Consider the following 13104-nt stretch of genomic DNA (forward strand, 5'->3'; position numbering starts at 1 on the left):
TTTATTTATGAATAACCTTAGTGCTAAACCTTCGGTAAGCCAACCAATAGAATAATGGAATAGCGACAAGAATAGAAGTATAAACCAACCAATAATTTATTTGGGTTTCTTGAATGGATGTACTTAATAAATCTAAGCTCCCTTGAATAGGAAATAAATAGGCAAAAAAGCCTAGGTCAATCACATCGAGAAACTCCAGAAGTGGAATATTGACAAAAACTATGAATACTGGAAAAGAAAGCATGGCAAATTTTAGAAACTCATTCGCAAAAGTGAGCATATAAAGACCTAACAAAGTAGACAGTACGCATATTGAGGTTGCTCCTACAGTAAATGAAAGAATACCAAAATCTAGCCCTTTAAGCGGAATAATTAAGCCTAAAGAACAAATAACACCAACGATTGAAAGCGAAATAGTCTTGGATAAGAGAAAAGTATGTATATTAATGGGAGTGGTAAATATGGCTGCTAATATATCATGTTTCATCTCGGTGTAAATGGCTAAGGCTATAAAAAAGTATCCGATTACCGATGGGTCGTTCAGGATCAAAGAAACCAATAAAGGATCTATTGCATCAGAATCTCTAAAAAAATACAACAGAATGCCATATAAAAACGTAACTCCAAAACTAATAGCTATAATGCTATTCTTTTGTAAGAGAATAAACTCCCATTTTAATTGCGTGATAAACCTCTTCATTGCTTTAACGATTTGCCTGTTACGCTAATAAAGACCTCTTCTAGTGTAGCTTCCTGTGTGTGAATACTTTTAACATCATCACTTTTAATAAACGTTAGAAATGCTTCATTATCCCCTATTTTTTTTAATGGAAATTCCATTTGTTCACCGCTATTTAATTCTACATTAAGAAGTTCCTTACCAAACTGTTTTTTTAATTTCTTTGGAGAATCTACAATTTGCAGCGTACCGTCAACGATAAGAGCAACACGGTCGCAAATATCATCGGCAGCTTCCATGCTATGGGTAGTAACAAATATGGTCTTGCCTTCCGATTTTAAATCCAGTATATGCTGTTTTATTTTATGTGCGTTTACAGGATCAAGACCAGAGGTGGGTTCATCAAAAAACAAAATATCAGGATTGTGCTGAATGGCTCTAATGAAATTTAAGCGCATTTTCATTCCTTTTGAATAAGCTTCAACAGGTTTATCAATCGCATCGCTCAGGCCAACCATGTCAAAAAGTTCCTGTACACTTTTGTTTCGTTTTGTTTGGTAAAAAGAGGCGAACAAGTCTAGATTCTCTTTTCCTGTAAGCTTTAAGTAGTGGTTCGGCAATTCAAACCCCACACCAATCTTTTCGAGGTAATTACTTCCCCATTCCGATAAATCCTTATCATTAATCTTTATGATTCCTTTATATCCCGTTAAAATCTTATAAAGTACTTTTTGAGCTGTACTTTTCCCAGCACCCGAAGGACCAAGAAAACCAAAAACTTCACCTTTATCAACGCTAAAACTTAACCCTTTAAGCGTTGGTGAATCATTCCTTGGGTATGTAAACACCAAATTCTCTACTTGTATCATTATAGCTGTTTTTTATTAAATGATGGTTTTACAAGAGCTATATAATCATCGACTTTTTGCATCAACAATTCTTTTTTACCTTCATAAATAGGACTATTGCTCTCAATGCTTTTGAGCGGATTTATAGCGCCTTCAAAAAGTAGCTCTTCTTGTATGCTAACGCCAACTTTATATAGCAAGAATCCCATAGTTTTTATAGGCATATTGTTTTTGAAAAGTCCTAATTCAATTTCATTTTCAACTATCCCTTCAAAGGCTGAAACGGTTTGTTTCATCATATCCTTAAACAAATGTTTGATGGATGGCGAGTTCAAGTTTTCTAGCAAACTATGTAGAAAATGGCTCTGCAAAGGATTCTCCTTATCAAACCGATAGCCACAAAGAAATAAATCTCTAAAATAGCTCCAAAAATCAGAATAGTCTTCTCGTTTTATTGATTCAACATAAGGCATCTTTACTGCAGAACATTCACCAATGAGATAGAGGAATAGATCCAGTTTATTATCAAAATACTGATAAATACTGCCTTTGGCAATGCCGAGTTTTTTCACCACAACACTGACAGAAGCTTCGTCATAGGTTTTGACTGCGCACTCTTTCAAAAAAGCATCTGTAATCTGCTTTCTTTTGGCTTCATTTAATTTTAAAAATGTTTCTTTGGGCATAGATGTATTATTGTGACCATACAGTCACAAATGTATAAGATTAATTTGTGACTGACAAGTCATTTCTATGAAGAAATAAAAAATAAGACCTTAAGAATTGATAATAAGCAATTAACAATGCTCTTAACTCTTAATCATTTATAATATCTTTTTTTTCATATTTTAGTGAATCACAAAACAAACTATCAATAACTAGGTGCAAACAGATACCCAAAATGAACAAAAAATATACAGAATCCTTTGAAAACTTAAGAAAAGAACTCACCACCTTTCTTTACAGAATGGTTGGCGTAGTGGAAGATGCCGAAGACATAGTACAGGAAACATATATTAAAGTTGTTAAAAACATTGATACATTTAGAAAAGAGTCTAGTTTTAAAACTTGGGTTTTTACCATTGCCATTAATACATCTAAAAATTATTTAAATAAGGTAAATAGATGGAAAGAAAATGTAATGGACACCTGTGCGAATCTTCACATGGAGAACCCTTCCTATTTTAAGCAGTTAGAGCAGGAATTTCATGCCACACCAGATGCGAATTTTGAAATAAAAGAGCAAATTGACTATTGTTTTTCCTGTATTGGAAGAACATTAGAGCTTGAGCAACAAATCTGCTTACTTTTAAAAGATGTGTATGGCTTTACTCAAAAAGAAATAGGAACCATTACAGAATTAAGTTCTGGAAAAGTGAAACATGGTATTACAAATGCCAGAAATAATATGAAGAGAATTTTTAAAGAACGTTGTTCTTTGATAAATAAAAATGGTATTTGCACTCAATGCACCTCTCTTAAAGGGCTTCTAAATCCCGAGCAAGAAATTCAAATAGAATTAAACAAATTGAAGCTTGAGCAAGAAAAAGACATTAATAACGACAAAATGTTAGAATTACGACTTGAAATAGTCAAATCAATTGACCCCGTTTTCGGGGCTTCTACAGGTCTACATCAATACTTCCTAAACAATATCAACCACTGGATAACTCTGGATAAAAACAAAAAACAGAAGTTGGTTTAAATAAGCCTCGTTCAAAATTTCTTTCCCATCTGTCTAATATAATAGAGGCTCACAAGAAGTGAGTTAACATTAATATTTAAAATTTTATTAAAATGAGTAAGACAGAAAAAACAAAGCAAATTCTTGAAAATTATTTTGAGGCGATGTATGCAAAAAAAGGATGGGAAGAATTAATTACCGATGAAATTACTATGAGCGGTTCTGCGATTCCACTTGTAAAAGGGAAGGATGAGTTTATTCAACAAACCAATGAATTTCTTCAAAATGTATATGAGGGTAAAGTTAGAAACATGATTGTTCAAGATGATTGGGCTTGTGTGCTAACAAATTATCAGATAGGGCATCCAGATATGGCCATACTCGATTTAGATACTTGCGAAATAGTGCACGTAAAAAATGGAAAAGTAAATTCTTTTGAGCTGTATTTCGACTCCATGGCGTTTGCCAATTTTATGGAGAAAATGAAAAAATAAGAGGACATGACACAAACAAATAAATCATTAGAAACTGTTCAAGCATTTTTTAACGCGATAAACAGTGGTAACATAGAAAAAGCGAGCAGCTATTTGGCACATAATCACGAATATACAGGGCCAATGTTTTCAACTAAAAGCCCTGAAGAATATTTTGGAGAATTGAGTAAAATGCAGATGGAATTTGCCGTAGTAACTCAAGACCTGATTGGATATGATTCTTCTGTGACTCATATCTCAATACTAAAGATGATAGCCCCAGTGCAAGCCGAGATTCCGTGTTGTGAAGTCTTTGATATAGAAAATGAAAAAATAATACGCCAGCGATTCTTTTTTGATACCGCATTATTTCCAGATAATAAATAAACTATGGATAATGCTATGAAGGGAAAATATCAATTCACAAACTCAGTTGAAATAGATGCCCCAAAGGCTGTTGTATGGCCATTTATAGATAATTCTAAAGAAATGGAAAATTGGTCAGATTTTGTGCCATCTGTTGAAATACAATTAAAAGAGAGCCAAGTGAAGGAATCCTTAAACTCAGTACGGAAGGTTGATGTAATCTTTGGAAAAAAATCAGGATATTTTATGGAACGAAGAATTGTTCATGAGGAAGGTTCTAAAATTGGATACCACATTTATGAAGATACGGTTGGTTTTAAAAAATTTCTAAAACAAGCCAGTTTCATAATTGAAATTTCATCCATTACAGACAAGAAAACACTTTTAAGATGGTCATTTTATCAACAGGTTAATGGGGTTTTAGGCTGGCTGGTTCACCCTATGTTTAAAAAAACACAGGCAAAAGGGAATAATGAGAATTTGCAAAAATTAAAAACCCTTGTAGAAAAATCATTTCAACAGAACCTTAGGTAAATCAGTCTAATGGAAAATTCAAAATCATGATTATTCGTTACTATTAATTTTTTCTTTAATAAATCTACGCCTAACAATACATGAAAGCAAAAAACGGTTCGATATTATACTCGAACCGTTTTTTGCTTTCATGTATTGTTACCGTTACCCGAAAAGCAAGTATGTTTTAATCTGCTGTAACTCATATATTAACCTTTATATTGTGTTATATCCCTCGTTAGCAGCAAGCAGAACAATTGTAAATACCAGAAAAAGATTAACGTTTCAATATTCGTTACTTTTCAGACACAAACCTTTAACCTTCATTGAACACAAGAATAAATAGGGGTTTAAAATTCAATACTAGTCACACATTTAGATTTCCATTGTCTAACTAATAGACAGTCACTAAAAAAACTAAATATGAATTTAAAAAAAATGCAAGTAATCGACTTAACCAAAACCATTAACGCCTCAACAGATAGTTTATGGAACATTATGGTTACCAATTTTGGAAATGTAGCCAATTACACTCCAACGCTTTATTTTTCAAGGTATGCCAATGAATTAAGAGAAGTGGCAGGTTGTGAACGCCATTGTACCCTAAGTTCAAACGGGAAAAAATATTTAGTAGAAAGACTAGATTTTGTTGACAAAAAGAACCATACCTATAGGGTAAAATTTAAAGAATCGTCTGAACCAATAGATAAAGAATTATCCTTTGTCCAATTTACTTTAACTCCAATAAATACAAGCACTACCAAAATTAAAACACATATGGAGTATAGAACGAAACCTGCATTTATCGGATTTTTAGCAAAAAGGCAGTTTATAAAAATATTTAGGGATATGTTTATTGGATTAGAACACTACGAAAAATCAGGAGAGAAAATAAACGCTAGCATCGGAAATTTTAAAAAAATAAAGAAAAATTACCAATATTAATAGGTATGCGAAATATGAATACAATTTTTGATAATACATACGATAAAAAGCTAGATATAAAATTAATTAACGACTCCTTAAATGGGAGTAAAAAGGCGCTTGAAAGCTTAATAAAAAGACATCAAAAATACATCTACAATATAGCCTGGAAAATGTCGGGAGATCCTGATGATGCTGCTGACATTACTCAAGAGGTATTCATTAAGGTAATAACGAATCTTTCTAAATTTAAAAAAAATAGTTCTTTTCGAACCTGGCTATATCGCATCACTTTTAATCATTTTTTAAATACGAAAAAAAGTAAAATGGAAGGCTGGATTACAGATTTTGAACAATACGGTAACACTCTAGAAGCTATACCTGATTTAGAATTGACAATGGAAGATCAAATGTTGTTAGAAGATTCTATTAAGGAGGGGCAATTTAGATGTATGTCGGCTATGTTGCTTTGTCTTACTCGAGAACAGCGTATTGCGTATATTCTTGGAGATATTTTTGGAGCCGACCATCTAGTATCATCGGAATTATTGGATATTACGCCATCTACTTATAGAAAACGGATTTCAAGAGCAAGAAAAGATCTTTATAGTTTTATGGATGGGCAATGTGGTTTGATTAATAAAAATAATCCATGTAGATGTAGAAAAAAAACAAACTTTAGTATCCAAAATGGATTTATCGACCCTGAAAATTTAAGATTCAATATAAAAAATGAAAAATCAATTGGCACTGTAATTACCCATAAATCTGAGCGATTTGGTGATTTTTACAACAATAAATATTCGGAGTTACAAAAGGAAATGCCTTTTTCAGAATCTAATAAAATCAATCTATTTGAAAATATAATTAATTCAAAAAATGTAAGGGAAGTCCTTAATTTTAAATAATAAAGATGATATGATGAATAAATCAAAAGAATTCTGGGATAGGGCCTCCAAAAATTATGATAAAACCGAAGAGCGTTTTGAATATATCCACAGTAAATCTAGGCAGAACACTAAAAAGTACCTCAAGAGCAGTGATGTTATTTTGGATTATGGATGTGGAACTGGAACTACATCCTGTGAACTTGCTCATCTGGTTAAACAGATTCAAGCTATTGATATCTCATCTAAAATGATTGAAATATCAAAAGAAAAAGCAGTTCTTAGTAAGGTTGAAAATGTAAATTTCGTACAAACAGATATTTTTGATAAAAGATACAGAAAAGAAATGTTTGATATAATTTTAACTTTCAACATGCTACACACAGTAACCGATCCCCAGAATGTTACGCAAAGAATACATGAATTATTAAAGCCTGAAGGGTTATTTATTTCTATAACACCTTGCTTGCGAGATAAAATGTCATTTTTAGTGAACATTCAGATTCGGCTTGTTCAGATATTCTGTAAAATGGGAATAATTCCCATTCCTATAAGAAGACTTAAAAGTGGTGAATTAGATGATTTATTGGCAAATGGAAATTTCCAAACTGTTGACACTGAAATGATATACAAAGGAGCTTCTAGTTATTATATGGTAGCCAAAAAAGCATGAAAAGTTACACATAAAGCTGTGCATTTAAACTCTGTTCGTTCGTTTGACTATATAATAAATAATTGCATACATCCTATTCAATCCGGCTTAACCTTGCTTTTAAAATGATTTCAAGTAATATAACCGGAGTAATCGTGTTGATTTTAATTGTATTTCAAATTAAATCGGATAAAACAATTGTCTTAAGTCACCAAATTGAAATTAACAATAGTCCAAGTCAAGTTTGGGAAACATTAAATAATATCGAAACTGTAGCAGAATACAAATCCGCAGATAGAAAAAACGCAATGCATCTCTAATAATAAAAGTGGAATGGGGCAAGTAGAGCGTGCATCATGAAGAATGGTTCAAAAATAAAAGAGCGCGTAATTAAAGTCAAAGAAAACAAAGTGATTACAATGGAGCTTTATGAGAGTAATTGGCCCGTAAAAGATATGAAATGGAGAACAGCTATCGAGAACAAAATGGTAAGACGTTGGTCACTCAAAAATTAGAGTATATTTAGGTTTGGATAACTCTTAAAAAGCTTTATGGTTATTTTCCCTTTAAGTATTCTCATTAACTTTGAAATAGAAACTTTCGGGGGGATTGAAACCAACAAATGGATATGATCCTCCTGTACATTTTACTCTTGGACTTCACAATTTTTCCATTCACACAACATACGAATATCACGATCTAACAAATCTTTTATTGTCCTTTCAATATTCGTAACCTATATTTTGGAACCCAAACTGTATGATAATCATATTTATAGACAACATGACTAAGTTTCTTATATTTGCTCATAATACAAATATAGGCATAGCCTTAAGAACATGACCACCTGCTATGCAGGTGGTTTTTCAAGGAAAATTAAAAAATACACTTATCCCAAATCAAGAATAGTATGAAAATAATTTTAAAAACCTTTCTATTTACGTTACTCATAATGATGTCTTGCAGTTCAGATAATGAAGAACCTATAGATGAAGGTAAAGCGGAAATACCCTGTGATTTCACATTAGACAATTTAGCTCCAAATGCGACGGTAACAATAAACTGTAGTTTAGATTTAGAAGGTAAAACAGTGAACCTTCCTGCCAATGTCACCCTAGATTTTGATGGTGGCGTCATTATAAATGGAGCCCTAATTTTTGGTGAGAATGGAGTTATTGATGGTGAATTATTAAACGAAACATTATTAGTATCAGGTACTGGCCTACAACTAAAAGACCCTACTTTTCATTTTGACCCAAAACAATGGGGAATTGTAGAAGGTGAAACATCATCTGATATAGCATGGGCTAATAATAAAGCACTGCAATCGGCAATGTTTAAGGTTAAAGAATTAGGCGCAACCACTTTTAAAATAGATGCCATAGATGCTTATTTTGAAGGGTCTAGACCAACACCACCAGAGACCAATTTTTATCCGCACAGAGAAGCGGTAAATATTCCGTCAGATTTTAATTTGGTCATGACCGATAATACACATTTAAGGATACAACCAGCAACTTCAAGTACTAAAGAATTAGATAATGGTGCTATTTTTTCTATACGTGATGAGGATAATATTACCGTAACCGGAGGTGTTTTACACGGGGATAGAACACTAAGATATTTTTCTCCAAATGATAATGGTTTAGAAGGCAGTCATTTGTTTTATATTCAATCAGGAAGGAATGTTACTCTAGACGGAATTAAGTTCATTGATGGCTCTAAAGGAGGCTTAAGCATTAGTTCTATAGGTTTTACGACCAATCCGGATTATAATCCTACTAGAAATCTGAAAGTATTAAACTGTGAGTTTACTAATATTAGAAGAATGAGTATTGCATTGACAGATGGGCGTGATATTTTAATTGAAGGAAATACTTTTACAGATACGGCTCAGCCTGATGCAAATGCAGACGGTGGTGAGGTAGGGTATGCAATTAATATAGAAGCAGGTAGAATACGAGATGCAAGTGGCACCTTAATTGAGCAGGAAAAGGCAACAGATATTATAATAAAAGGAAATACGGAGACGGGCAGTAGAGGAGGGTCCGTTTCTGTACATATTGGACAAAATGTAACTATAGAGGATAATGACTTTGAAACTCAAGTAGCCTATACATATACCAATGGCACTAAAATTATTAATAATAGATTTGTTGCAAAAAATTCAGGAGAAGGCTTTGCCATATTTGCAACGGGTGATGGAGAGACGGTCTATAATAATGAAATTGCGGGCAATACAATTAAAAATTATGGTTCTGGAATCATTTTAAGTTCTAATGATATTGACGTACATGATAATGTAATTTCGGGCGGAACGCTCGGTATTCAAATGGGAAAAGCTAAAAATTCAAAAGTTTACAACAATACAATTACGGTCTCCTATGCAGGAATAAGTGTCGGTAATACATGGGTTGATAATGTAGAGATTAAAGGGAATGAAATAGCGGCTGGCAATTTAAATATGTCTTTTTCACATAGCAATAATGAACCTGAACATGCTAGCTATTCTTTTACCGTAACCGAAAACATTGCTAAGAATGGCAAGAAAGTAAGTTTTTCGAACGTAAATGGAATTACGTTTACCAAAAATGAGGTAGCCGGAATACAAATAGGAAACTCTACGAATTTAACCATATCAGAAAACACGTTGAGACCTACCGATTTTGACGGTATTCGTCTTTTTGAGGCGCACACCAACATATCGCTCTTGAACAATACTATTTTTGAGCCCACCGGAGCTGATAGATTTGTGTGTATTAATAATAGCTCGCTAAACCCAAGCGAAATTACAGATACAGGAAACACCTGTAATTGATAAAATGCAATTGTCCAGATTTAAATCCTTTGAGTGTGTCTGCTTGGTTCAGACATACTCTAAAAACTATTCAGCTAACCTTCTGGTTCGTTCAATTTTTGTAAGTTATTTACTTAACTCGAAACTATCCTTACAAATAAACGTCACCTGCAAGCTTATTCTAAATAAAAATTATCTTTCCATTAAATCATTTTAAAACTTATGAGTCAAATTACCAATCTATGCAAGAAGTAATTATGCGGATTCTAATAATTACGCTACTTACTTTTTTCAGTTATAGTTTTCAAACTTCTACTATCAGTTTGAACGAACGCTCCAATATTTGGGCATCAAAAGCAAATATTCCTGTTTATAAAGGTTCTAATCGTAAACATAAGAAAAGTAAGAATGGACTTTGTTTACTTTTTAAATCTGCAGTTCTAAAACATGAACAATTAACTATTTTATGCGAGGCAGAACAAAGACTTAAAAATTATGTAATTGTTGCATATTCAAAATCCTCTTGAACTTCATGATAAAATTAATTTATTAAGATAAAATATTGAAAAATATATCCAAATAAAAGTCAATCTTTAAAGGAAAATACGTTGGTGTCCAGAATTCGAAATTCATCTATTTTTTTGTAATAATCTCTATATTTTACCAATTAGGGTATGATTATGTTTTGCATTTCATCAGATTATTCAAAACACATACAGGACATACCTCTGATTATGTTCTGGAACAATTTTATATAAATCCTATCTATTTTGAATTTTATCCTATTTCATCATGGGAATAAAAGGTAATTTTGAAAAAAAAACAGCTTTTGTAAATGAATTACTATTGAAAAAAATTACGTAAAAATGAACAATATAGAACTTGCGATTAGCTACAATAGGTGTGGAAATATGAAATGACGAAATACTTAATTCTCAATACGGACGGACTACGTTAAAAATATACTTAATGAAGTGAGTTAATCTAGTTAGCAAATTCCAATACAATAATTAACTGGAAAGCTATTCTTTAAATTGATTATCCTAAGAAAATTTTTAAAATAAAAAATTATCATTATTAGTTTTTTTAGCATATTTGTTAACCAAATAGTTAAACCTTTTGGTTTATTGTGATAGAAAACAAAAAATATAATCACTAAAAGCTTATAAAAGCTAAAAAGTATGTTTTAATGTAAATGATGGATGCTAATAAAAGAAAATGTATATAAGTTTTAATTAATAGAACATCATACCATTATAAAAGGAAGAAATAGTTTAAAATCTATTTTTAAAAAACTTGAATTAAATAATTAATGTTTAACCCCAAAAATACCAATTACCATGCATACTTACAATGTACTCTTACTTTTGTTATTATTATTTTTTACTTCCTGTAGCTCTAATGAGATTAATAGATTTAATTCAAACATCCTAGATAATTCTAATGGTCAAGAAATTAAAGAATCTATTATTCTTTCAGATTTTGAAAGAGATGGAGTAATCATTATAAATCCTAATCAACCACAAGATCAACATAAATATCTTTTTAATATTTACCCTAATAGTTCAAAAAGTATAGGAAAAACAGAGTTATCATCTAGCTATTCGGTTTCTGGCGACAAATCGTTAAAGGCTATAATGACCAGGGGGCCATTATATCTGCAAATGTATAATTACTCGCAAACTGATTATGTCTGGCATTGGACAAGACAACATATAGATGAAGGACAAGAATGGAAAGAAAACACATATAATCGTTTGCGGTTTTGGATCAAATTACCTGAAGGGATTGAAAGAAAGATCACTGGTCAACCAAACCTACACTTTGGCACATATTTTCGTGCTAGGAATGGAAATCCTAGTAGTGCAGAATCTGGAGGCGGACATTATTATCATTATTTTAATCTTGAATCTGCTGGTGGCAACTGGCAACAAGTAATTATTGATTTTCATCCTACTCATAATAGAGATGATAACGGTAATATAGAACAAGGAGTAAAGGAATACCCAACAAACGAACAAGGCTTCAATTATTTTGATGCTTTTACCAGATTTTATATTTGGGGAGATTTTGTTACAAATTCTTCAGCTTTTTATTTTGACCGATTTGAATTTTACAGGGATGAAAATGATGAGAACATCGAACAAATTTGCACACTCACAGGAACTTATAATAATATTAATAATGAATTTATTCTTGGTTGGTCTCGGGATAAAAATGAAGGCCAGTTAGAATTTGAAGTACATTATGCCTTTGATGATATTCATGAAAATGGATGGCAATCCAGTATCCCAGCTCCAGATGGGGTAGTATCTTCATGGAATGAATATTCTTATAATATACTTGGATATAATACTTCTGATATTGATCTGGAAAACCACACTCAGATTTATTTTGCTATCAAACCAAAGAATAGCAATCGTTTCAGGCAGATTATAATTCCTATCAATTAAAAAACTAAACGCTTCGAAGTTTACAACCAAGGCTGTAAACTTCGAAGACTAATATAAAACAAAATACACCCCTTTAACGTCTAAATGATTATGAAACGAATTTATTTTTTTACCACAGTTATATTTTTAAGCTGTTTTAAACTTATGGCACAAACTACAGAGGTCGTAAAAATTAATAACCCAAATGGAATGGTGCTTAACGGAAATGACCTGTACATTGTCGATTCTGACGGAGGCAAAATTTCTAAAATAGACATTACAGCAACCACACCAATGCTAACAGATGTAGTAACAAACTTGGGTCGTCCCATAAGAATATTGCTTAATGGAACTGATTTATATTTTACTGAAGCTACTGGAAATAAAATTTCTAGAATAGACATTAATGCAGTTATGCCAACTGTAGAAGATATTATAACAGGATTGGATGCTCCAGCTGGAATGGTACTTAATGGAGACGATCTATATTTTACTGAATATGAAGCAGGTTTAATTTGTAAAATAAATATTAACACAACTACACCAACAACAAAAGAGGTCGTAGCATCAAATGGATTGAATAGGCCTTTCGACATAGTACTCTACGGACATGATTTGTATATTAGTGAATTTTCTGGCAATAGTATTTCTAAGATAGATATTACTGAAGCAATTCCAATAACAGCTGTTGGTGTAACTGGTGGATTCAACGAGCCTGCTGGAATGGTACTTAATGGAGATGATTTATTTATTGCTGAATTAGATGGTAACAAAATCTCTAAAATAGACATTAATGTAGCTATACCAACAGCAGAAGATGTAGTAACAGGATTAGATGGTCCAGTTGGA

Annotated in this window: 15 protein-coding genes; 11 read left to right on the forward strand and 4 right to left on the reverse strand. The window is 32.1% G+C overall.

Annotation, left to right across the window (positions count from 1 at the left end; all coding sequences use genetic code 11):
- Nucleotide 1: 1 nt before the first annotated feature.
- The 3 genes from Q4Q35_RS10675 to Q4Q35_RS10685 are packed head-to-tail and all read right to left on the reverse strand — an operon-like array spanning nucleotide 2 to nucleotide 2213.
- On the reverse strand, nucleotides 2–700 hold the full coding sequence (locus Q4Q35_RS10675) for a fluoroquinolone export ABC transporter permease subunit (RefSeq protein ID WP_303277960.1): 699 nt from the start codon (nucleotides 698–700) through the stop codon (nucleotides 2–4).
- Nucleotides 697–1548, reverse strand: a complete 852-nt coding sequence (locus Q4Q35_RS10680; protein WP_303277961.1) for an ABC transporter ATP-binding protein — start codon at nucleotides 1546–1548, stop codon at nucleotides 697–699. The genes Q4Q35_RS10675 and Q4Q35_RS10680 overlap by 4 nt, the downstream gene beginning before the upstream one ends.
- Nucleotides 1548–2213, reverse strand: a complete 666-nt coding sequence (locus tag Q4Q35_RS10685; protein WP_303277962.1) for a TetR/AcrR family transcriptional regulator — start codon at nucleotides 2211–2213, stop codon at nucleotides 1548–1550. Before Q4Q35_RS10685 ends, Q4Q35_RS10680 begins: the two co-directional genes overlap by 1 nt.
- A gap of 215 nt (nucleotides 2214–2428) precedes the next feature.
- Here Q4Q35_RS10685 and Q4Q35_RS10690 point away from each other — a divergent pair, with 215 nt between their 5' ends.
- The 8 genes from Q4Q35_RS10690 to Q4Q35_RS10725 all read left to right on the forward strand — a co-directional run bounded on the left by Q4Q35_RS10690 (nucleotide 2429) and on the right by Q4Q35_RS10725 (nucleotide 7541).
- Nucleotides 2429–3232 (forward strand): RNA polymerase sigma factor, encoded by an 804-nt coding sequence (locus Q4Q35_RS10690; RefSeq protein ID WP_303277963.1) that lies wholly within the window; start codon nucleotides 2429–2431, stop codon nucleotides 3230–3232.
- A gap of 92 nt (nucleotides 3233–3324) precedes the next feature.
- Nucleotides 3325–3705 carry a nuclear transport factor 2 family protein gene (locus tag Q4Q35_RS10695; RefSeq protein WP_303277964.1) on the forward strand — a complete coding sequence of 127 codons (381 nt, stop codon included), beginning with the start codon at nucleotides 3325–3327 and terminating at the stop codon, nucleotides 3703–3705.
- Between the two features lie 6 nt (nucleotides 3706–3711).
- On the forward strand, nucleotides 3712–4071 hold the full coding sequence (locus Q4Q35_RS10700) for a nuclear transport factor 2 family protein (protein WP_303277965.1): 360 nt from the start codon (nucleotides 3712–3714) through the stop codon (nucleotides 4069–4071).
- Nucleotides 4072–4086: 15 nt separating this feature from the next.
- On the forward strand, nucleotides 4087–4584 hold the full coding sequence (locus tag Q4Q35_RS10705; protein WP_303277966.1) for an SRPBCC family protein: 498 nt from the start codon (nucleotides 4087–4089) through the stop codon (nucleotides 4582–4584).
- 402 nt (nucleotides 4585–4986) lie between these two features.
- Nucleotides 4987–5508 carry an SRPBCC family protein gene (locus tag Q4Q35_RS10710; protein ID WP_303277967.1) on the forward strand — a complete coding sequence of 174 codons (522 nt, stop codon included), beginning with the start codon at nucleotides 4987–4989 and terminating at the stop codon, nucleotides 5506–5508.
- Nucleotides 5509–5522: 14 nt separating this feature from the next.
- Nucleotides 5523–6395: an RNA polymerase sigma factor gene (locus Q4Q35_RS10715; protein ID WP_303277968.1), complete on the forward strand. Its 873-nt coding sequence runs from the start codon at nucleotides 5523–5525 to the stop codon at nucleotides 6393–6395.
- A 10-nt stretch (nucleotides 6396–6405) separates the two neighbouring features.
- Nucleotides 6406–7047 (forward strand): class I SAM-dependent methyltransferase, encoded by a 642-nt coding sequence (locus Q4Q35_RS10720; RefSeq protein WP_303277969.1) that lies wholly within the window; start codon nucleotides 6406–6408, stop codon nucleotides 7045–7047.
- 335 nt (nucleotides 7048–7382) lie between these two features.
- Entirely contained in the window at nucleotides 7383–7541 is a 159-nt protein-coding gene (locus Q4Q35_RS10725) for a hypothetical protein (protein WP_303277970.1), read from the forward strand.
- Here Q4Q35_RS10725 and Q4Q35_RS22405 read toward each other — a convergent pair.
- On the reverse strand, nucleotides 7538–7648 hold the full coding sequence (locus tag Q4Q35_RS22405; RefSeq protein ID WP_367892739.1) for a transposase: 111 nt from the start codon (nucleotides 7646–7648) through the stop codon (nucleotides 7538–7540). The two genes, Q4Q35_RS10725 and Q4Q35_RS22405, sit on opposite strands and share 4 nt — an antisense overlap.
- 288 nt (nucleotides 7649–7936) lie before the next feature.
- Here Q4Q35_RS22405 and Q4Q35_RS10730 point away from each other — a divergent pair, with 288 nt between their 5' ends.
- The 3 genes from Q4Q35_RS10730 to Q4Q35_RS10740 form a co-directional block, all read left to right on the forward strand.
- A complete protein-coding gene (locus tag Q4Q35_RS10730) occupies nucleotides 7937–9844 on the forward strand; it encodes a NosD domain-containing protein (RefSeq protein WP_303277971.1) in 1908 nt (635 codons plus the stop codon).
- A 1319-nt stretch (nucleotides 9845–11163) separates the two neighbouring features.
- Nucleotides 11164–12276 (forward strand): hypothetical protein, encoded by a 1113-nt coding sequence (locus Q4Q35_RS10735; protein WP_303277972.1) that lies wholly within the window; start codon nucleotides 11164–11166, stop codon nucleotides 12274–12276.
- Between the two features lie 144 nt (nucleotides 12277–12420).
- The coding region (locus tag Q4Q35_RS10740; protein WP_303277973.1) for an NHL repeat-containing protein at nucleotides 12421–13104 on the forward strand (684 nt) is incomplete at its 3' end.

Source organism: Flavivirga aquimarina (assembly GCF_030540835.1).
Classification (GTDB): Bacteria; Bacteroidota; Bacteroidia; order Flavobacteriales; family Flavobacteriaceae; genus Flavivirga; species Flavivirga aquimarina.

What these genes read in the sequence shown, in the direction of transcription:
- Q4Q35_RS10705 (WP_303277966.1), top strand. Translation starts at nt 4,087, where the DNA reads ATGAAGGGAAAATATCAATTCACAAACTCAGTTGAAATAGATGCCCCA.
- Q4Q35_RS10730 (WP_303277971.1), top strand. Translation starts at nt 7,937, where the DNA reads ATGAAAATAATTTTAAAAACCTTTCTATTTACGTTACTCATAATGATG.
- Q4Q35_RS10675 (WP_303277960.1), bottom strand. Translation starts at nt 700, where the DNA reads ATGAAGAGGTTTATCACGCAATTAAAATGGGAGTTTATTCTCTTACAA.
- Q4Q35_RS10695 (WP_303277964.1), top strand. Translation starts at nt 3,325, where the DNA reads ATGAGTAAGACAGAAAAAACAAAGCAAATTCTTGAAAATTATTTTGAG.
- Q4Q35_RS10715 (WP_303277968.1), top strand. Translation starts at nt 5,523, where the DNA reads ATGAATACAATTTTTGATAATACATACGATAAAAAGCTAGATATAAAA.
- Q4Q35_RS10720 (WP_303277969.1), top strand. Translation starts at nt 6,406, where the DNA reads ATGATGAATAAATCAAAAGAATTCTGGGATAGGGCCTCCAAAAATTAT.
- Q4Q35_RS10700 (WP_303277965.1), top strand. Translation starts at nt 3,712, where the DNA reads ATGACACAAACAAATAAATCATTAGAAACTGTTCAAGCATTTTTTAAC.
- Q4Q35_RS10725 (WP_303277970.1), top strand. Translation starts at nt 7,383, where the DNA reads ATGAAGAATGGTTCAAAAATAAAAGAGCGCGTAATTAAAGTCAAAGAA.
- Q4Q35_RS10710 (WP_303277967.1), top strand. Translation starts at nt 4,987, where the DNA reads ATGAATTTAAAAAAAATGCAAGTAATCGACTTAACCAAAACCATTAAC.
- Q4Q35_RS10735 (WP_303277972.1), top strand. Translation starts at nt 11,164, where the DNA reads ATGCATACTTACAATGTACTCTTACTTTTGTTATTATTATTTTTTACT.
- Q4Q35_RS10690 (WP_303277963.1), top strand. Translation starts at nt 2,429, where the DNA reads ATGAACAAAAAATATACAGAATCCTTTGAAAACTTAAGAAAAGAACTC.
- Q4Q35_RS10680 (WP_303277961.1), bottom strand. Translation starts at nt 1,548, where the DNA reads ATGATACAAGTAGAGAATTTGGTGTTTACATACCCAAGGAATGATTCA.
- Q4Q35_RS10685 (WP_303277962.1), bottom strand. Translation starts at nt 2,213, where the DNA reads ATGCCCAAAGAAACATTTTTAAAATTAAATGAAGCCAAAAGAAAGCAG.